Genomic DNA, 18,889 nt, shown 5'->3' with positions numbered 1-18,889 from the left:
CTTAGCCGATCGCCCCATGCATTGTAATGACCGTGCCTTCCTGTAGCCAGCCGCCTGATTCCCCGTATTCCGAGTGTGCCGGGCAATCTCGATGATGACACACAGGGCATCCGAAGACCACCATTTTTTGCCGCCTCCCGGTTTCGGGGCCAGTTCGGCCTGTATTTCGTGGGCTTGCCAGAATTGATGAATCAATGGTTGGACATTGCCCAAAACACATGCAAAATGTTTCAAGGCTCAAAGAGCCCTTTCTCCGCTCCGGCAGTCTGATGCTTGTAGACAGGCGCTAACTTTGTTGCCTGGCGGTCGATACCGGCAATCACAGCGTAGGCTATAAGGGCCAGACAGTAGATGCCCAAGGCAATCATCACCGTCATCTTGAAGCCCAGAAAAAAGGCACACACCAGACTCAGGAAGCCGCCAAGTACCGTAAAAAAGCCGTTCATGCCCCAGGCCCAGGCAATGCCGCCGGAATAAATCCGGCCGAGCGTCGCAATGCCCAGCGGAAAGGGCATGCCCATGAAAAGGCCCAGCGGGAAAATGACCAGGGTAGCGGCGATCCAGCGCAGCGGCAGTGTGTACTGGAGCAGGTGGGTAAAGACGGCCTGATGGCAGGCCAGAAAAATGGCTCCGTACAGCACCAAGGCCACAAAGATCCATGGCCATCTGCCGGGATGGCTGGCCAGCATTTTTTTGGATATAAACGACCCAATGGCAGCAGAAACCAAAAGGGCAAACAGCACGGCTGCATAGGTATAGGCGGGATGACCAATCAACCGGGTGCACAACTGGATCAGCGTCAATTCTATCATGATGAAACCAGCGCCCAGGCACGAGAAATAAAGCAGAAACCAAGACATAGCCGGCCAGCTTTTCTCACCCCTTTTGGTCCGGTGCAGGGGCAGAAAGATGAACAATGCCGCAAACAGCACAGAAACACTGCCTACCACAAAGAAACCGACAATATCCTTGGACAGTACGGGTAAAAGCTGGGCATTCAGCACCTGTGCTGTGCCGCTGTCCAGAAAGGGGGACTGTCCGACCGTGAGAGCGCGCGTGGTTTTTCTGACCATGTTGAAAAAAGGCTGGTTATCAAACACCGGATCCAGTCTGAAATCGGCCTGAGCGGCCAAAGTTTTGGGAAAGGGTTGCGCTAACAAGGCGGCTGGCACCCGGTTGTGTTCCAGATCAAGCGGGTTGAAGGCAATGCTGAAAAGTTCTTCGGATAAGGGTCTGAGTGTGGTTACGGGTCGCCTCCCCGGGTTCTGCCAAACGGAAAAGCCTTGTTCCGGGGCATCGTTTTCTGTCCGGACACTGACCCGAATCTGTTTGCCCCACACATCCTGCCACGGGGCATCCAGCGGAAAGCGTACCATAGCGTTGTCGCGAACGTGCCGGCCATCAAGTTGAAACTCTGCGCTTTGTTCGCTTCCATCCACTGAAAAGCGCACAGTTATCGGATAAGGCAGGCTTTTTTGCCCATAGGTACCGAAGAGCAGAGACAATTCGCTTATGCTCTGTTCACCGCAACGAAAGGCGCTTTCGTATGGATGCTGCCGGGTAATGAGCGGCGAAGGCATAGAAGGCGTACGTTCCCACTTCAGCGGTGCCCGGTTCAGATAGTCCAGGCTCTCCTGTACCTCCGTGGCAGTCCAAGGCGTCATTTTGATGAGAACGGCCGGCAGAGTGTTGGGGGTGTTATACTCAAGAACCAGCACGTGCCTGGGAAAATCAGCTTTCCCTAGACGATGCCAGGCCAGGGCCGCAGTGGTCAGCATGCGTGGGTAAAAATGCCGGTTCATCGACAGGATGCCATTAGGCTCAGGCCTCATTAATCGAGATAGAATATGACGGAAGCCGCGAGGCATAGAGCTGAAAAGAAGGTATGTGCGCAGCGGTCATAACGCATGGCTATTCTCCGCCAGTCCTTGATCCTGCCAAACATGATCTCGATCTTGTGCCGCTGTTTATACAGATTTTGATCGTACGAGCAGGGTCGCTTCCGGCTCCTTCTGGGCGGGATGCAGGGCGTAATGCCTCTGGCACGCAGGGCATCACGGAACCAGTCGGCGTCATAACCACGGTCCGCCAGCAGCGCCCTGGCCTCGGGCAAAGCATCTATGGCATCCATAAGCAGGGCGGCTCCTTTGTAGTCGCTTACCTGGCCTGCCGTGAGCTTCATGGCCAGGGGCCTGCCGTGGCCGTCGCAAAGGGCATGGAGTTTGGAGTTCAGCCCGCCCTTTGTGCGGCCGATGCAGCGGGAAAGAGCCCTTTTTTGAGCAAACTGGCGGCGGTACGATGCGCCTTGAGGTGGGTCGCATCGATCATCACCTGGCCATCCTGTCCCGCTGTTTTTGCCAATTCGGTAAAAATGTTGTTGAAGATGCCCATCTGGCTCCAGCGCAAAAAACGATTGTAGAGCGTCTTGTACGGGCCATACTCGCGCGGCGCATCTTTCCACTGCAGGCCATGCTTGATGACATAAATGATGCCGCTGATGACTTTCCGGTCATCGACCCGCGGAATACCATGTGAACGTGGGAAGAAGGGCTTGATACGTTCGAGTTGTTCGGCAGAAAGGTAGAAAAGTTGGCTCATGGCGTCCTCCTTGAGCACAACTAACCAACTTTTCTGCTTTTTGGCAATTAATGAGGCCTGAGCCTAGGCTTCAGGTGGCTGAAATATTCGAGATAAGCCTCCACGGTCTGCAAATACACCGCCTCCAGCGCTCCATTGCCCTGGGCAATGCTGGAACTGCTGTGATTGCTGAACATCTGGATAATGTCGTATTGTTTGGCTGTTGCCCGCAGAAAGGTGCGCGCCTCGCCGGTTCGGTAATGTACTTGGGGATGGTTAAACAGGTTGCCGGAAAAGGCTGCATAGCGTCCTTTGGCAGCCCGCACCATAGCACCGACCATTTCGATGGCATCCACCTCGTGAGCACCAAAAACCAAAGCAGCACAGGGCTCATCGCCCACCGCAGCACCCAGAATAAGGGCATCCACCGGTGTGCCCCGTTTCAGGAAATAGGCCAGAGACTTGACGCCGAAATAAAAGCTCTGCGGATACTCGTCAATCTCCTTTTTCAACGTGGCAAAATCGCCATCAAAACGAACCATCCATGAGGACTGCTGGCCACCGTCCAGGGCAAAATGTTTGAATGTCTCGCTCTCGGCATAGACTTCCACCTTGGAAACCGGGTCCCATTTGACATACTCGCGCAGGCCTCGGGATTTCATGGCTTCCGTGTTACGCTTGTTCGCATGATCCGCAAATTCAATATATTGCCCGTGTACAAAGGGCCAAGCTATCAATACCACTGCTGCAGGAAGAAATAAAAGACAGCGCCGGGCCGACAGTGTGGAAAAAAAGGCGGCAGCCAAACACAGCAGGCCAGCTAGAAAAAACAGCATCCCTCCTGGCCCAAAAATGGGGATCAGCACCATCAGCAGCAGGCAGGCCAGACCCGTGCCGCTTAAATCGGCACAGTACAGGCTGGCGATAGCATTGGCATGGAGGGAAAAGACCAGGGATAGAATTATACCCGAAAGGAAGAAAGGTACCACGATGGTACAATACATGCCTATCCAGGCGGCCAGCTGCACCAGAATATTTCCAGAAAAATTCAGATCAAAGGGCAATGCGTTTAAAATCGGCAGCACCAGCACGGTAGACAGGGCATAGGCCAGAGTCAACAGAGGCAGCGCCTTTGCCACATTGATGCGCACTGCCTTGAAAAGGTAAACATAAATTCCACCCAAGCCCAAGGCAAACATGGCAATGGTTATCACCATATAGCCCATAACCGGATCCAAAATGACGTCAAAGGCCCGGATCATGGAGAGTTCCAGCAGCAGGGTGGCAAAAGCCAGAATAGCGGTCCCAATGTGTTGTCTGTACATACTGATAACTCCCTGATGAAAACGATAAGTGGTTCTCAAAGAAACTCGGCAATTTTCACGGGTCTATGATCCAGACAGGCATTGAGCAGGCGTAAGGGCAGCTATGGTACCCAAAACCTGCGGTTAAAGAGGTGGCAGAACTCATCAAGATATTCCTGGAGATAATGCGAAGAAATACCGTGAAAAGTTCCGTTGATGAATTTCTTCATGTTACCAGTCATGATATGCACCAAAGGCAAGCAGGTTCGAGCCTCTTCCGGCGGCGTCACTTTCTTGAGGTGCTCATGCTCTTTGTCAACAGCGCTCAGAGCGGGCAAGATCAGCTTCACTGTCTGGGCAGTCCGTAAATGCCGGCCAAGGAAGGCTTCAACGCTTTTGCGGCACATGCTCAAAGGCATCGTCAAGTTCAATCAGATTGGCAAGCCTGTACATGCTGTCTCGGTGGGCCACGGCTTGGCGGATTTTCCGCAGCATGTTGCGGACAGTGGATCAGGAAACACCCAGGGTGTTGGCTGCCCGCAGGACGGAGATGTCGCCTTTATCCGGGGAGGCATGAGGTAAATGGCCCAGAACCATTTGACCAGGGATATCCTGGCGGCATGAAACAGAGTTCCGGCACTTATGGAGACTTGATGTCGGCAGCGTGCGTGTTGGTAGAGCCTGCGCGAGGCAATGAACGATGCTTTGGTGTTGCCGCATTCAGAACATTGAAAACTATATGGCCTTCGCACTTTGAGTAGAACTCTGCCGCAGAGTCTATTCCGTACCGAATCGTTTTTGCCACTGTATCAAACTGAGTGCTGGCATTCGCATAGCAAAACCTTATATTTGAAATATCAATCTGATCTTTCGTGTAAATATACCTGTATCCGTGAGAAGCGGTCAATAAAAATTACCGACAATACAGTTAACATATAGAAATTTAAGTAAAAATTCTGCAATCCATACCTGTCAAAAAATTCTCTTTGCAGGTAAAAATATGAAGATGCTGCAACTTGAGCAATGCAACAACAACTTCTATACCAGTCACTCCGGTCTGGCCCAGAACGGTGCACGCATTACCTGCCCGTTGAAAAACTCTCTAGGCAAGGCGATCAGTGAACCTGGACACAAGGGGCGATTGCGCTGGCATGGGGATAGGGCGGCCCGGGAAGCGGTGTACGGGAACAGGAAGCGGATCAGTTCCGGTACGGGCAAGGCGCTGATGCGGGCGCGGGGCGAACGGGTAGAGCGCAGTTTTGCCCACTGTCTTGACCGGGGCGGCATGCGGCGGGTGCATCTTCGCGGGCTGGCCAATGTGGAGAAGCGCTACATCATCCACATTGCCGGCTTCAATTTGGGGATTCTGCTGCGGGCCTTGTTTGATTTTGGCAGCCCCAGGGGCTGGGCCGATGCTGGAGCAGGGCTGATTTTTGTCCGAATTGATGAGCTGAGCCTGCTCATATTGGTCATTTGGCTGCCGAATGCGGCTGATACTCCAGATTGTGTCATGATGGTCATTTCGAGATGGCACAACTGACAGGCAGGGGCACAAGTGCCACTTTTGCATCCCCTTCGAAAAATCAACCTTTCTTCAACGGGCTGGTAATGGTGCACAGGCGATCAAACTTTGTTGAGGAGGCAGTATGAGTCTTGGCCGGAGGAAGGCAGAGCAGAAGAGCCTGTGGCTTTCGTATGAAAAAATACCGCAGAGCAAGGGTCATCTCTTTTACGAACGACTGCAAAATCTCCTGCGCCAGAGTAGATTCTACTTGCAAATGCACCGCTCGGTCAGGGTGAGAAAAGGTGACAAGGACAGGGCGGGATTCTGGTAGACTTGGCAGTGCCAAGCACCAAGCAGCCAGAAGGAGCCCGCCATGCCCGCATCCATCTGACCCTGAAAGAACGGATTGTGATCGAATTATTTGTAGCCATGGGCTGAGTTGCCGAAAAATCGCCACATATCTCGGCCGAAGCCATACAAGCCTTTGCCGGGAGCCACGCCAAGACCGCTGCATGAGCCGCTCCGATCCGGTCGCCTGAACTATCCAGAGGATCAATTCATGCGCATCAGCCCGAGACCATCTCCCGCTGGTTCTCTGCCACCGCACAGCCTGGCGATGCCGGCTATCGTCATTTGCGCCGCGCCCACCGACGCCGCAGGCGGCAAAGCAGTTCCGACCGGGGCGGACGCCTGTTTCCCGAGTGTATTGACATATCTCAGCGGCCACAGCCTGTTGCCGACAGGACCCGCTTTGGGGAGTGGAGGCGGATCTGGTCTGCGCCTTCAGGGGTCAGGCAGCTCTGCTCAGTTGCAAGGAGCGCACAAATCGCTTTCTGGTGCTGGCCAAGGCCCAAAACAAAACGGCCGCCGCCTCGGGCGAGGAGCTTGTTCCGCATTTGTACGAGATACCACCAGACCTGCGGCAGAGTTTGACGCTTGATAATGACTCGGAAATGGCCTGGTTCAGGGAGCTGGAGCGGGCAAGCGGCCTGCGCGCGTACCTTTGCAGGCCGCATTCGCCCTGGCAGCGCGGCACCAGCGAGAATGAGGGTGACCTGTTGCGACAGTACCTCCCAAGGGGCATCAGCTTGCACAAGATCACGGAAGAACTGCTCAAAAACGCAGCAGAACGGCTGAATAAGCGGCCTCGCAGATGTTTAACCTACCAGACTACCGCTGAGGTTTTTTTTAACCTTGCCCTCACTGCTGCATTTGCAAGTTGAATGCATCATGACTCTGGCTTTGGAAAATTTGCCTGCAGGTCATGCAAAGAGGCTGCGGCCGCCACCCTTGCCGGGCCTGGGACGCACAGGTCAACCGATAGGGAAAAATGGACAAAAACATTGTGCCCATTGTGGCAGGAATTGCGAGTTGTGCAACGGGCTGGTAAACTGATCTGCATCAGCCGTGCTGAATCAAAACTTTTCGCCTTCCGAATAGCCTGAAAACAGACTATTTTTCAGCCGCTTGACAACCACCATGCAAGCCAGAAAAAGGGAAAACCATATGAGCATCACAAGGCGTGATTTTATCAGGTATTCGACTCTGACGGCAGCAGCCCTTGCCACAGGGACACTGGGCAAGGACGCTCTTGCAGCCGAAGAAAATGCAAAAGCAGGAAATCATCACGAGTGGACCGTAACACAGTACAATGACGAAAGTGGCCGTCAAGGAATGTTTTATACAATACAGCGTAAAATTGATGGGCAGATGATAGTCATTGATGGGGGTAACAAAGAAAATACTGAACAGGTAAGAAATGTAATTGTTAATGGCGGCGGACATGTAGCGCATTGGTTCTTAACACATTATCATGGCGATCATGTTGATGCATTTAATGAAATATTTGCAGATCCCCAGGGGATAAATATTGACAATATCTATGCTACCCCCCTTGACCCTGATGTTTTTGCACAGGTAAAAAAGTATTGGGATACACCGGAATCATTTATAAAATTTAGAGAAATTACAAAAGGCAGAGAAAATATCCATTTTCTCAAACGTAATCAAACTTTGAATATCGATAATCTTCGCATCGATGTATTGAATGCTTATGATGATATTGTTTATCAATACGGGAGTGGCGACATACCTAATAACTGTTCGTTAATGTTAAAGATATCAGGAAAAATGAAAAGTATGCTCTTCTGTGGTGATACTCATACGGATTCGCTGGGGGCATACTTAGTGCAGGCATATGGCAAACAGTTGCACGCTGACTATGTGCAAACTGGGCACCATGGCAATGCCTCATTCCCCTATTCATTTTACGAGGTGGTAGCACCAACTGTTGCCTTGTTTGATGCGCCTGAATGGCTCATGACCGGAGAGAAATATACAGCCAGCGTCTTGAAAGCCCAGTTTGCACAGGACAATGTAAAAGTCTATGACTTTACCACCGCGCCAAACAGGCTGAAACTCTCCTAAGCCCTGCTCCACCATCTGCCGAATCAACACGTGTAATCGCCATGATTGATCTACATACCCACAGCCTTTTCAGTGACGGCGCCCTGATGCCCTCCGAGCATGTGCGCCGGGTCGAAGTGCTGGGCTACGAGGCCATCGCCATTACCGATCATGCGGATGACTCAAATATCGGCACCCTGATTCCCAACCTTCTGCGTGTGGCCAAGGCGCTGAACGCCTGCAATAAAACCAGACTGATCGTGGGGGTGGAGCTGACCCACGTGCCTCCGTCGCATATCGCCGAGCTGACGGCCGAAAGCCGCCGGCTGGGCGCTCAGATCGTGGTGGTGCACGGCGAAACGCCGGTGGAGCCCGTGGCGCCCGGCACGAACCGGGCCGCACTGGAGGCCGGCGTGGATCTGCTGGCCCATCCAGGCTTCATCACGCTGGATGAGGCCAGGCTGGCAGCGGAACAGGGCGTTTTACTGGAACTGTCCTCCCGGGGCGGCCACAGTCTGACCAACGGCCATGTGGCAAAGATGGCCAGGGCTGCCGGCGCGCTTTTGAGCGTGGATTCCGACGCCCATGAGCCGGAGGATTTTCTGAGCGCGGCAATGGCGGAAAGAGTTGCCCTGGGCGCGGGGCTGAGCATGGAGGAGTATCAGCAGGTTCGGGAGAATATGCGGGCTGTTGCGGCACGGGCGGCAGCGATATAAAGCACGAAGGCCGCTGGGGCCATTTCGTCCTGCACTCGCTGGACATGCCACGCAGCTTTCCCGCCCTGCCCCATCTTGCGGGGCAAGGCCGGCAATCCGGCCGCATCTCCGGCACAGCAGAGGGCATCAAAAAAGGAGGTCAGGGTTCCTGCCCTGCCCTCCTTTTGTCTTCCACATGAACGAGCTGTTATCTGCTCCCTTCCGGGCTCTGCTGTATGTTCTGTTCGGCGCTAAAAGGATCAATCAGCTTGAGCCTGTTCGCCGGAACCGTCCTTTTTTCATCACTGGGCACGGCTGCCGCAGGCACCTGCTCCTGTTCGGGAGCAGGGGGCGCAGCACCCATGCCGCAGCGGCAGCCCCTCCGGGGTGGCATCCGGTGGGCCGCCTCTCTCTGGTCCAGGCCCCGGTGGCTCATAATATCCAAAAGCTCGCCTTTGGTTGTCTTCAGCGCCTGAACCTCCTGTTCCAGCTCGGCAATCCGCTCGTGCATCCTCATCAGTTGCTGGTTGCGCACAGCGATGACCCGCTGCGCCTCTGCCAGCTCCCGATCCCGCGCTGCCAGCGTATCGGCCGGGCTGGCCGCCCTTTCGCCGATATTGATCGCGATCGCGCCAGAGCGATCCGCCTGCTCCTCGGCGGAGTTGCCTAATGCAGGCTGCGTCACGACCTGCTCTTCCTCGGCAGCAGGAGCAGACTCTCTCGGAGCCTCTTGCACCACTTCAATCTGCACCTCCGCTGCAGCCTCCTTGGCCGCTGTTGCCGTTTCCTCTCCCGACAACGCTGTTGCCGTTTCCTCTTCCGGCAACGCTGTTGCTGCCGATGGCGCGGGCTCGGACTGCGAAGCCAGAGCCGGGCACGGCTGTACATCAGTCTCTTCCCGGCCCCCTGTCTGGATACGTATCGCCACTGCAAAGTACAAAATCAACACCACGGCTGCTACAATTAAAGTCCCCTTTTTGTCCATCGTGTCCCCTCCAAAAGAAAAATTTATGCTGTTACGTTATCAGGTTTTGCGTTGCCTATGAAATCTCCCGCTCTTTTCAGGGCCGCAGCGGTTGCAGAATCAATGCAGCCAGGGGCGGCAGCGTCAGCGCAATGGAGCATTCCTGATTATGCCAGGCTTCTGCAATAAGCTCAATATGTTCCGGGTTTTTGACCCCACCGCCTCCGTAGATTTCCAGATCGGAGTTGATGAGTTCGGTATAGCCGGCAGCACGCGGCACGCCGATACGGTAATTGGAGCGTACCACAGGTGTGAAGTTGCAGACCACGACGATAAAGTCTTCCCGGTCTCTGGCATAGCGGACAAAGGAGAAAACCGAATTGTCGGCATCATTGGCCTCTATCCACGAAAAGCCGGTCCAGTTGAAATCCACCTCGTGCAGGGGCGCACGATCCCGATACACCCGGTTCAGGTCGCGCACCAGACGCTGCACGCCCCGATGGCGCTCGCCTGTCAGTGCGGCCCAGTCCAGCCCGGCGTCATGGTTCCACTCCTGCCACTGGGCGAACTCGTTGCCCATGAAGAGCAGTTTTTTGCCGGCATAGGCCCACATATAGCCGTACATGACCCTCAGGTTGGCGAACTTCTGCCACTCGTCGCCCGGCATTTTGTTCAGAAGCGAGCCCTTGCCGTGCACCACTTCATCATGGCTGAGCGGCAGCACAAAATTCTCGTGGAAGGCATAGAGCATCCCGAAGGTCATCTGGTTGTGTTTGTAGCGGCGATAAATCGGATCGGCCTGCATATAACCCAGGGTATCGTGCATCCAGCCCATGTTCCACTTGAGGCTGAAGCCGAGACCACCAAAGGTCGTGGGTCGGGAGACCATCGGCCAGGCAGTGGATTCTTCGGCAATGGTGAGGATGCCCGGGAACACGCCGTGCACCACCTCGTTGACCTTCTGCAGCAGGCTGATGGCCGCCAGGTTTTCACGGCCGCCGTAACAGTTGGGAATCCACTGACCCTCCCTGCGGGAATAGTCCAGATAGAGCATGGAGGCGACCGCATCCACCCGCAGGCCGTCCAGATGATACTTGTCCAGCCAGAACAGGGCGTTCGAGATCAAAAAGGAGCGCACCTCGTTGCGGCTGTAGTTGAAAATCATGGTGCCCCAGTCCTGATGCTCGCCCTGCAGGGGGTTGGCGTGCGCGTAGAGCTGGGTGCCGTCAAAGTTGTTCAGCCCGGCCCCGTCCTTCGGAAAATGGGCGGGCACCCAGTCCAGAATGACGCCCAGCCCGGCCTGGTGGCACCGATCCACGAAATACATGAAGTCCTGCGGCGGGCCAAAACGCGAAGTCGGCGCGAAAAAGCCCAGCACCTGATAGCCCCAGGAGCCTTCGTAGGGGTGCTCGGCAATGGGCAGCATCTCGATGTGGGTGTAGCCCATGTCCAGCACATAGGGGATGAGCTGATCGGCCAGTTCCCGGTAGGACAGATAACGCAGGCCCCACTTTTCATCGGCCATCTTGCGCCAGGAGCCCAGGTGCACTTCGTAAATGGAGATGGGCGATTCCAGACTCTGGCGCTGCTTCCGCGTGGCCATCCATTCGCTGTCCTGCCACTCGTAGCGCTCGAGATTCGCGATAACCGAACCGGTGCGCGGCCGCTCTTCCATGGCAAAGCCGTAGGGATCGGCCTTGTCCTGGGTCTGACCGGACTGCGTGGTAATGCAGTACTTGTAGACGTCGAATTCCCTGAGCCCGGGGATGAACAGGGTCCAGATGCCGCTGTCCGAGGGCTGCATGGCATGGCTCTGCTGGTTCCACCGGTTGAAATCGCCTATCACCGAAACCTGCCGTGCGTTGGGCGCCCACACGGCAAAGGCCACCCCATCCTGGTCGTGCATGTGCACCAGATGCGCACCCAGCTTCTCATAGGCGCGCTCATCCGTGCCCTCGCCGATCAGGTAGGTGTCAAAACTGCTGAGCCAGTCCCTGTCCAGGGGTAATGGGGCATACTGTTTGAGTTCCATGGCACGATTTCCTTGCTTCCGCATACAGAGGGCGATTCAGGCAAAGCGCTTGAAAATCACATTGTTTTCCGGCAGCGGTCCGGCACATTTTACCCGCGACAAGCCATGACAAGTGTACAGTATGGCGTGCTGAATGTCATGAAAAAATCCCGGTGCGGTACGATGCCATGGGAGTCGGACCTGCCAGCCATGGGCATAATACCATTTCCCTTGCCCAGGCTGGACTGGTATAGTCGCAGTACTTCGACAGCCATCACTCATGACGATCTTCACCCACGGCATCCCATGACCCCGCAACAACTACACGGCATCGCCCTGGTGCGCAAGCGCATCGATGAAATCGACAATACCGTGCTCGACCTGCTGAAGGAGCGGCTGGACTGCGCCAGGACCATCGGCAAACTGAAAGATGAAAGCAAACGCGCCAAGTGGGATCCGCAGCGCGAACTGGAAATCTACGAGCGGCTGCGCAAAAACAATGCCGACGTGTTCCCGCCCGCGGCCCTCTATTCGATTTTCCACGAAATCATCACCACCTGCCGCCTGTCGCAGCGCAAGGCCACGGTCGCCTATCTCGGCCCCGAAGCCACCTTTACCCATCAGGCGGGGGTCAGGTATTTCGGCCAGACGGCCAGCTACCAGCCCATGGAGAGCATTCCCGAGGTCTTCCAGGAAGTGGAGCGCGAACGGGTGCAGTACGGCATTATCCCGGTGGAAAATTCCATCGAAGGTGCGGTCACCTATTCACTGGATTCCTTTTTACTCTACAAGGTGCAGATTTGCGGTGAAATCAAGCTGCCCATCAACCACAATCTGGTGAACCGCTCCGGCAACATGGAAGACATCAAGACCGTCGTGTCCCATTCCCAGGCCCTGGCCCAGTGCCGCCAGTGGCTGCGAAAACATCTGCCGGGTGTGCCGGCCATGCCAGTCTTCTCCACCGCCACCGCAGCCAAAATGGCTGCCGAAGATCCGAGTCTGGCCGCCATTGCCAGCAGCCTTGCCATAACCACCTACCAGTTGCAGGTCGTGGTGCGGGGTATTGAGGACTTTCAGGGCAACAAGACCCGCTTCCTCGTGCTGGGCGACAAATCGCCGTCCCGTTGCGGCAATGACCGCACTTCAGTGGTCTTCGGGCTCATCAACCGGCCCGGTGCGCTCAACGAAGTGCTGACCATCCTCTCGGCCAAGGGGATCGACATGACCAAGCTCGAATCACGGCCAGCCAAAAACCAGCTTTGGCAGTACGTGTTTTTCGTCGACATGGTGGGCCACATCGAAGATCCGCCCGTGCACGAAGCCTGCAATATCCTGAAGCAGATCTGCGCCTACTTTGAAATTCTGGGCTCCTACCCTGCCGCCGAGGCGGCCATGCCGGCAGACTAGCCAGGTTGCTTCCAGCACATGCTCCACCCTGTTACGGTTTCCGCGGACTCTGCAGATAACGCAGGAAGTCGGAGCTGGGGCTCAGCATCAGGGTGCTGTTTGCGCCCAGCACGCTCCGGTAGCTTTCCAGGCTCTTCTGAAAGGCGTAGAACTCCGGATCGGCATTGTAGGCCGCCGCATAGATATGTGTGGCTTCGGCATCGGCCTTGCCGCGAATCTCCAGGCCCTGCTTCTTGGCATTCGAGGTGATTTCCCGGAATTCCCGGTCAACCCGGCCCAGAATCTCCGCCTTCTGGCCTTCGCCGGTGGCGCGCTTTTCGGCGGCAATGCGCTTGCGCTCGGAAATCATGCGGTCATAGACCTTTTCCCGCACCGTATCGATGTAGTTGACCCGCTTGAACATCACGTCAATCAGCTCGATGCCGTACTGCGGCGTGATTTTCGAGGCCGCCGCCACCACCATCTTGCTGATCTGGTCACGGCCGTATTTCGGTTTTTTCATGTCCTCCGGCGCATGCTGAACGGTCGAGTCGGTAAAATCCCTGGACCAGTCGGAACTGCGGATGATTTCAATCAGGTCGTTCTTGTTGACCAGATCCCGCACCGTGCCGTCCAGAATGTCGTCCAGAAGCGTGCGTGCCCGCGTCTCGCTGCCCACGGCCTGCATGAAAAGCAAGGCATTGCTGATGCGCCAGCGGGCCGTGTTTTCCATATAGATATAGGTCTTGTCGTTCGTTGGGATCTGGTTGGAGTCGCCGTTCCAGATGAGAATTTTTTTCTCGAAATAGTGCACCTGCTGGATGAACGGCTTCTTGAACTTGAGGCCTGCCTCGGTAAGCTGGCGTATCGGCTTGCCGAACTGGGTGATAACCGCCTGCTGACCCTCGCTGAGCACAAAGCAGGAATTCCAGAGCAGAAAGGCCACCACGGCAAGGGCAGCGGGAAAGAAAAATTTGTTGTTCATGGCGTTTGGTCCGTCTCTCATCAGGGCTGTTGCCCGGTCTTTTGCTCGGTTTTTTGGGGCGGCGGCGCGGAAAGGTTGATCAGCGGCAGGGCCGCATTCCGACCCTCTTCCATGATGTAGAGCCGCTCGGTTTTGGGCAGGATCTCCTCCATGGTTTCCAGGAACATGCGCTGCCGGGTCACCTGCTCCGAGCCCTGATATTCCTTCAGGATGGCCTGAAAGCGGGCCACTTCGCCCCGGGCCCGGTTCACGCGTTCGACCGCGTAGCCATGCGCCTCTTCCACGATCTGCTTGGCGCTGCCCCGGGCCTTGGGAATGATCTCGTTGTAGACCTTTTCCGCCTCGTTCACGAGCCGCATCATGTCCTGATCCGCCTCGTTGACCTCGTTGAAGGCCGGCTTGACCGGCTCCGGCGGGTTGATGTCCTGCAGCTGGATGGTGAAAACGCTGATGCCGGCCTCCAGGTCGTTCAGCTCATCCTGCAGTTCCTGCCGCGCGGCAGCGGCCAGGGCGTCGCGGTTGCCGAGCACATAGTCGAAATCCATGTTGCCCACCAGCCGGCGGATGACCATTTCCGAAACATCCCGCACGGCCTGGGGCACGTCCCGCACCTTGAAGAGAAAGTGCACCGGATCGCTGACCTTGTACTGGACGATCCACGCCATTTCGATGACGTTTTTATCGCCGGTCAGCATCAGGGATTCCATTTCGTAATCGGTACGGTCGAAGCGGGAGTTCTGGCCCTGGCCGCTGGAACGGAAGCCAAATTCCTCCTTGCGCACCCGTTCCACATCCACCTTGGTGAGCTGCTCGATGTAGGGAATCTTCAGGTGCAGGCCCGGCTCGGTGGTCCGGTCGTACCTGCCGAAGCGCTGAACCACGCCCACCTCGCCCGGCGCAATGGTGAAAAAGGCCGACAGGCCCAGTTGCAGGATGACCAGCGCAACCACAAAGGCAGCGAGCAGAGCGCCGCCCCTGGTGTTGTCCGGCTGGGTTTTGTCCACTCCCGGCCCCTCGGTTTTCCGGTTTTTGCCATTGCCCTGACCTTCAAAAAAGTCACGGATGGCCTGAATGATCTGAGCCAGAATATCCTCCGGGGCGCTGGGCTTTTTTTTGCGACCCCAGGGAGGTTGTTCGTTCATGGGCATAAAAGGACTCCGGGTTTGCACAGCGGGCCACGCGATTCGGACGCGGGCCCCTATTTAATTGGGAAGAAGGTACAAGTCGGCCCAATGTACGCGGCCCGGGAAAAGGCGTCAAGGGACTTTGCCGAAAGATGAAAGCGCCGGCAGAAGGAAAGGCGCCTGCGAAAAAAAGGGGCCCGAGAGGAAGGCGATCCCGATCAGAAAGCCTGCCATGACAGAGTCTCTGCGGCTATCGCCACGCCGCATGCCACGAGGCCAACACCACGGTGCAGGCCAGAGCAAAGACCAGAAACTGGCTCAGCTCGCGGCGCAGGCGCCCTGACAAAGGGCCCGGCCGGCAAGCCAGGCCGAGCGTCGCGCCACAGGCAAAGCCGAAGAGATGGGCGCCCAGGTCAGTGCGTTCCCCCTCCATGCCCAGCATGACCAGCAGCCCCACACCCGCCCCCAGAGGGGCCAGCGCCCTGAAGAGCCGCCAGCGGCCCCGGTAAACGCTGCTGCCGCACAGGAGGCCGATCGCTGCAAAGACCGCAGTGGAAAAACCTACCGAGAGATGTGGCCCCTGCCGCAATACCACATTGCACCAATTGGCCAGCACCGCGGCGGCAAGCGTCAGGAACCAGCCCAAGCCATAGCCCATACGACGGCAGAGCAGGTGGAGCATGAGGCCGCCGATCAGCACATTGCCCAGAAGATGGTTGAAATCCGCGTGCAGGGTGAGCGCGGTTACCAGCCGCCACCACTGGCCCTGCACAATGGCCTGACTGTCCACCGCACCTGTGGCAAACCAGGGATTGCCCTCTGTCCAGGGGCCGGTGCAGGCAAAAAAGATTGCCAGCGCTGCCATACAGAGCAGCGTGGGCGGCAGGGCTGTCTGTTCGAGCATCGGGGCTGGGGACTCTGGCCAAGCGGCGTTCTCGTCGGCATAGCGCCGCCACTCTTCAAGGACCCGTTCCGCATCCCTGGCAGCCACCAGGAGCTGGCCGCTGTGCATACGCCAGGTGTAGGCAATGCCCAAGGCTGCCAGCAGCAGCACCAGATTGCCCAGCTCCTCGCGGCTGCCCCGGGCAATGATAAGCGGAGTCTCCGGGCCGGATGACGCGTCATCCGGCGAAGCAGGCTGCGGCGGTGATTCGGGAAAGGGCGGCAATTGCATATTCGAGGCGCTAACAGGGAAAAAGGGCAAAACGGTGCAGGCCGCACCCTCTGGGGCTTCTGGTGCAAACCCGCTGTTTCGGCCTGGCAAAGCGGAGTTTCCGGTGGTATCCTGCCGGAGCGGAGAGGATGGACCCGATACCCATGTTGTTATGACTGCAAAGAACATCAACCACAATATCGACAAGTTGAAGCAATGGATTGCAGATAATCAGGATAGATTGATTGAATATGCTGAGCTGCCAACGATTGGGCATGATGCTGTAGACAATGCATCGATTATCGAGAATATCATTGCTGGCATTGAATCTGGCAAGCTTTCTGCAATTGAAATCGGTACTGATTTTGTGCTTGCAGATTTCAAGTCACCTTTTGGTAAAGTCCTAAAATGCAAGATCTATAACAGTCTCCGACGCCAGACTGAGCACATTGATTCGGATCGCAGATCCAAGTTAGCTGGTTTAGCTGTAAAAGGCATAGGGTTGCCGTATCCGCCACGTGAATTAAAGGCACTTCTCAAACTCATAAAAGCTTTCGGTCCGTCCTGTTGTCAAGCGGTAATAACGTCTGCTGCTCCACAATCAGCCTTTGGCAACAGGCATGTCTCATATTTGCGCGACAGGCCATAACAAACGTTCAAACCGACTTCGATGCGCGCTGCCCCCCAACTCCGGCGCCATGCAATCTTTAAGGAATGGGGAAGGTTGATATGTCGCCCTTTGCGGGCACATGCTGTTTTTCCCTGGCTGACAACGGCTGCTGGCGCCACCCGTGGTCATCACGGGCATTCTTCCGGCCGACAATGCAGCGCAGGATATTTTTTTCTGCGGAATACTGAAGCGAAAGACCCGATCTGTCCTGTAATGGAGAAAACCATGCAAAGAAAACAACAAGGCCTGACCTGTGCTGTGTTCCTATTGAGCCTCTACACCCTGACAATGCTGCAGGCCATCCCTGCCCGGGCGGAATTCTGGAACACGGCGGACGACTACTGGGCCCTCATGTTCGGTTACGGCCAGAGCTTTCCGGGCTGGGGCCAGACCGAGGAGCGGGTGCACAGCTTTGAATTTGCGCCCCGCTACAGCCATCTGACCATCGACGGCATCGGCTCCGGCTGGTGGGCGGGCCGGCACGATACCCTGATCGAGCTGCCGCTCACCGTAGTCGGCGGACCGGGTTTCGACACCTCGGCCATGGCAGGGCTGAACCTGCTGGCTGCCTACACCTTTACGGCCGACGACTGCTGGCAGCCCTACGTGTTCGGCGGCGGCGGCATCCTCTACAGCTTTGCCGACATTCCGGGCATGGGCGCGCACTGGAACGGAAATTACCAGTTCGCCGGCGGCCTGCGCTACCAGCTGGACGATCTGCACGCCCTGCTCTTCGAGGCACGCTATCACCACATCTCGAATGCCGGCAGCGCAGACCCGAATGTGCCCCTGAACGGCATCCGGCTGATGATCGGTTACGCCTTTTAGCCGGCCCAGACTGCAACGGCCGATCCCGAAGCGCCTGGTCGATTGCAGGCTTGCGGCTCCAGAAACCGGCCCCGCAAGGGCTGCCCTTCACTCCAGAAAGATGCGGCCTGCGGCTGTCGCCTCCACCCTGCCGATCAGGGCGGCAGGCTGGCCATAGCCCGCTGCCTCGAGCCCCAAAAGCAGCGCTTCCGCGGCAGCAGCCGAGAGCGCCAGCAGCAGGCCGCCTGATGTTTGCGGGTCAAAGGCCAGCATGGCGGCCACCCCATCTTCAGGCAGCGTCGAGTGCAGGACAGAGCGGTAATGGTTCCGGTTGCGATAGGCGCCGGCCGGAATCATGCCCATGCCCGCCATCTCGAGCGCCTCCGGCAAAAGCGGCACCTCCGCGCTTGCGATATGCAGACTCGTCTTCGAGGCTGCGGCCATTTCGTGGGCATGGCCGATCAGGCCGAAGCCCGTGACATCGGTGCAGGCGTGCACCTCCGCCCGGAGTTCTTCCGGCATCCCCTCCAGAACCGCAATCGGCGCACGGTTCAGCGTGGCCATGGCCCGGATCAGGGCGGCCTCGGCAGCTTCCGGCAGCAGACCGCCTTTCAGCGCCGTGGCCAGAACGCCGCACCCAAGCGGCTTGGTCAAAAGCAGCACATCCCCGGGACGGGCGCCCGCATTGGTCAAAAGCCGCTCCGGCTGCACCACCCCGGTCACAGACAGCCCGTACTTCAGCTCCGCATCCTCCACGGAATGCCCCCCCACCAGGAGCGCTCCAGCCTCGCCGATCGCATCCAGCCCGCCTTCCAGAATTTCCCGAAAAACCGTGTCCTCCATGCTGCCTGTAGGACAGCACAGGAGATTCATGCACAAAAGCGGCCTGCCGCCCATGGCGTAGACGTCCGAGAGCGCGTTGGCCGCGGCAATCCGGCCGAAGGCAAAGGGCTCGTCCACCATGGGCGTGAAAAAATCCACGGTCTGAATCAGCGCGGTCTCGCTGTTCAAAAGGTAGACTCCGGCGTCGTCGCCAGTGGCCAGACCGACCAGCAGGCGGGGATCAGCGGGCACCTTCAGCCCGGAAAGCAATTGGCCCAGTGACCCCGGACCCAGTTTGGCCGCTCAGCCGGCTGCCCTGACAGCGCCGGTCAGACGGATCTTCTTGTTGCTCATCTCAGGCTCAATCACAAGAATCGCTTGAAAAATGCGGACTAATCTGTTTCATAAACCCTTTTCGGGGACAGCGCAACGTGAAGCACGAAACGCCGGCACAAGAATGGCTCTTGTGCCTTTCTTTTTT

Annotated in this window: 17 protein-coding genes and 1 pseudogene; 8 read left to right on the top strand and 10 right to left on the bottom strand. The window is 56.8% G+C overall.

Annotated elements, in window-relative coordinates; all coding sequences use genetic code 11:
- Window positions 1–230: 230 nt before the first annotated feature.
- The 4 genes and pseudogenes from CAY53_RS05210 to CAY53_RS13425 form a co-directional block, all read right to left on the bottom strand.
- Window positions 231–1,802 carry an MFS transporter gene (locus CAY53_RS05210; protein WP_104936229.1) on the bottom strand — a complete coding sequence of 524 codons (1,572 nt, stop codon included), beginning with the start codon at window positions 1,800–1,802 and terminating at the stop codon, window positions 231–233.
- Between the two features lie 29 nt (window positions 1,803–1,831).
- A protein-coding gene (locus tag CAY53_RS05205) for an IS5 family transposase (RefSeq protein ID WP_245874806.1) occupies window positions 1,832–2,598 on the bottom strand; the annotation gives its coding sequence in 2 pieces (ribosomal slippage) (window positions 1,832–2,265 and window positions 2,265–2,598; 768 coding nt in all).
- A gap of 47 nt (window positions 2,599–2,645) precedes the next feature.
- Window positions 2,646–3,668 (bottom strand): spermidine synthase family protein, encoded by a 1,023-nt coding sequence (locus CAY53_RS05200; protein ID WP_181040438.1) that lies wholly within the window; start codon window positions 3,666–3,668, stop codon window positions 2,646–2,648.
- A 269-nt stretch (window positions 3,669–3,937) separates the two neighbouring features.
- A pseudogene (locus CAY53_RS13425) lies at window positions 3,938–4,654 on the bottom strand (IS1595 family transposase); the annotation flags it as partial.
- A 227-nt stretch (window positions 4,655–4,881) separates the two neighbouring features.
- On the opposite strand from CAY53_RS13425, the gene CAY53_RS05190 reads away from it, so the two are divergent.
- The 5 genes from CAY53_RS05190 (at window position 4,882) to CAY53_RS05170 (ending at window position 8,507) form a co-directional block, all read left to right on the top strand.
- A complete protein-coding gene (locus CAY53_RS05190; RefSeq protein WP_104936226.1) occupies window positions 4,882–5,421 on the top strand; it encodes a transposase in 540 nt (179 codons plus the stop codon).
- A 106-nt stretch (window positions 5,422–5,527) separates the two neighbouring features.
- Window positions 5,528–5,716: a hypothetical protein gene (locus CAY53_RS05185; RefSeq protein WP_104936225.1), complete on the top strand. Its 189-nt coding sequence runs from the start codon at window positions 5,528–5,530 to the stop codon at window positions 5,714–5,716.
- Window positions 5,717–6,143: 427 nt separating this feature from the next.
- A complete protein-coding gene (locus CAY53_RS05180; RefSeq protein WP_104936224.1) occupies window positions 6,144–6,608 on the top strand; it encodes an IS30 family transposase in 465 nt (154 codons plus the stop codon).
- 283 nt (window positions 6,609–6,891) lie between these two features.
- Window positions 6,892–7,812: a twin-arginine translocation signal domain-containing protein gene (locus tag CAY53_RS05175; protein ID WP_245874896.1), complete on the top strand. Its 921-nt coding sequence runs from the start codon at window positions 6,892–6,894 to the stop codon at window positions 7,810–7,812.
- A gap of 41 nt (window positions 7,813–7,853) precedes the next feature.
- Complete coding sequence (locus CAY53_RS05170; protein ID WP_104936222.1) at window positions 7,854–8,507, top strand: histidinol phosphate phosphatase domain-containing protein; 654 nt, start codon at window positions 7,854–7,856, stop codon at window positions 8,505–8,507.
- A 187-nt stretch (window positions 8,508–8,694) separates the two neighbouring features.
- Here the strand turns inward: CAY53_RS05170 and CAY53_RS05165 are convergent, their stop codons facing one another.
- Both CAY53_RS05165 and glgB read right to left on the bottom strand, forming a co-directional pair.
- A complete protein-coding gene (locus tag CAY53_RS05165) occupies window positions 8,695–9,285 on the bottom strand; it encodes a hypothetical protein (protein ID WP_245874895.1) in 591 nt (196 codons plus the stop codon).
- Between the two features lie 262 nt (window positions 9,286–9,547).
- The gene (gene glgB, locus CAY53_RS05160; protein ID WP_104936220.1) at window positions 9,548–11,482 is read right to left on the bottom strand and encodes a 1,4-alpha-glucan branching protein GlgB; all 1,935 of its coding nucleotides are present in this window, start codon (window positions 11,480–11,482) and stop codon (window positions 9,548–9,550) included.
- 138 nt (window positions 11,483–11,620) lie between these two features.
- Between glgB and pheA the strand changes: the two genes are divergently transcribed.
- Entirely contained in the window at window positions 11,621–12,868 is a 1,248-nt protein-coding gene (pheA, locus tag CAY53_RS05155) for a prephenate dehydratase (protein ID WP_245874894.1), read from the top strand.
- A gap of 31 nt (window positions 12,869–12,899) precedes the next feature.
- On the opposite strand, the gene hflC is transcribed toward pheA, so the two are convergent.
- The 3 genes from hflC to CAY53_RS05140 all read right to left on the bottom strand — a co-directional run bounded on the left by hflC (window position 12,900) and on the right by CAY53_RS05140 (window position 16,130).
- On the bottom strand, window positions 12,900–13,832 hold the full coding sequence (hflC, locus tag CAY53_RS05150; protein WP_104937449.1) for a protease modulator HflC: 933 nt from the start codon (window positions 13,830–13,832) through the stop codon (window positions 12,900–12,902).
- 20 nt (window positions 13,833–13,852) lie between these two features.
- On the bottom strand, window positions 13,853–14,974 hold the full coding sequence (gene hflK / locus CAY53_RS05145) for an FtsH protease activity modulator HflK (RefSeq protein ID WP_245874893.1): 1,122 nt from the start codon (window positions 14,972–14,974) through the stop codon (window positions 13,853–13,855).
- A gap of 232 nt (window positions 14,975–15,206) precedes the next feature.
- Window positions 15,207–16,130: a rhomboid family intramembrane serine protease gene (locus CAY53_RS05140; protein WP_181040436.1), complete on the bottom strand. Its 924-nt coding sequence runs from the start codon at window positions 16,128–16,130 to the stop codon at window positions 15,207–15,209.
- Between the two features lie 34 nt (window positions 16,131–16,164).
- Here CAY53_RS05140 and CAY53_RS12525 point away from each other — a divergent pair, with 34 nt between their 5' ends.
- Together CAY53_RS12525 and CAY53_RS05135 are read left to right on the top strand one after the other, a co-directional pair.
- Window positions 16,165–16,758: a hypothetical protein gene (locus CAY53_RS12525; protein ID WP_181040435.1), complete on the top strand. Its 594-nt coding sequence runs from the start codon at window positions 16,165–16,167 to the stop codon at window positions 16,756–16,758.
- Between the two features lie 246 nt (window positions 16,759–17,004).
- A complete protein-coding gene (locus CAY53_RS05135; protein ID WP_181040434.1) occupies window positions 17,005–17,607 on the top strand; it encodes an acyloxyacyl hydrolase in 603 nt (200 codons plus the stop codon).
- A gap of 87 nt (window positions 17,608–17,694) precedes the next feature.
- Here CAY53_RS05135 and selD read toward each other — a convergent pair whose 3' ends face one another.
- Window positions 17,695–18,762 carry a selenide, water dikinase SelD gene (gene selD / locus CAY53_RS05130; RefSeq protein ID WP_104936215.1) on the bottom strand — a complete coding sequence of 356 codons (1,068 nt, stop codon included), beginning with the start codon at window positions 18,760–18,762 and terminating at the stop codon, window positions 17,695–17,697.
- Window positions 18,763–18,889: the final 127 nt, after the last annotated feature.

The organism is Desulfobulbus oralis (assembly GCF_002952055.1).
GTDB lineage: Bacteria > Desulfobacterota > Desulfobulbia > Desulfobulbales > Desulfobulbaceae > Desulfobulbus > Desulfobulbus oralis.
Note: the sequence above shows the minus strand (reverse complement) of the source record. Positions and strands in the feature narration are given on the sequence as shown.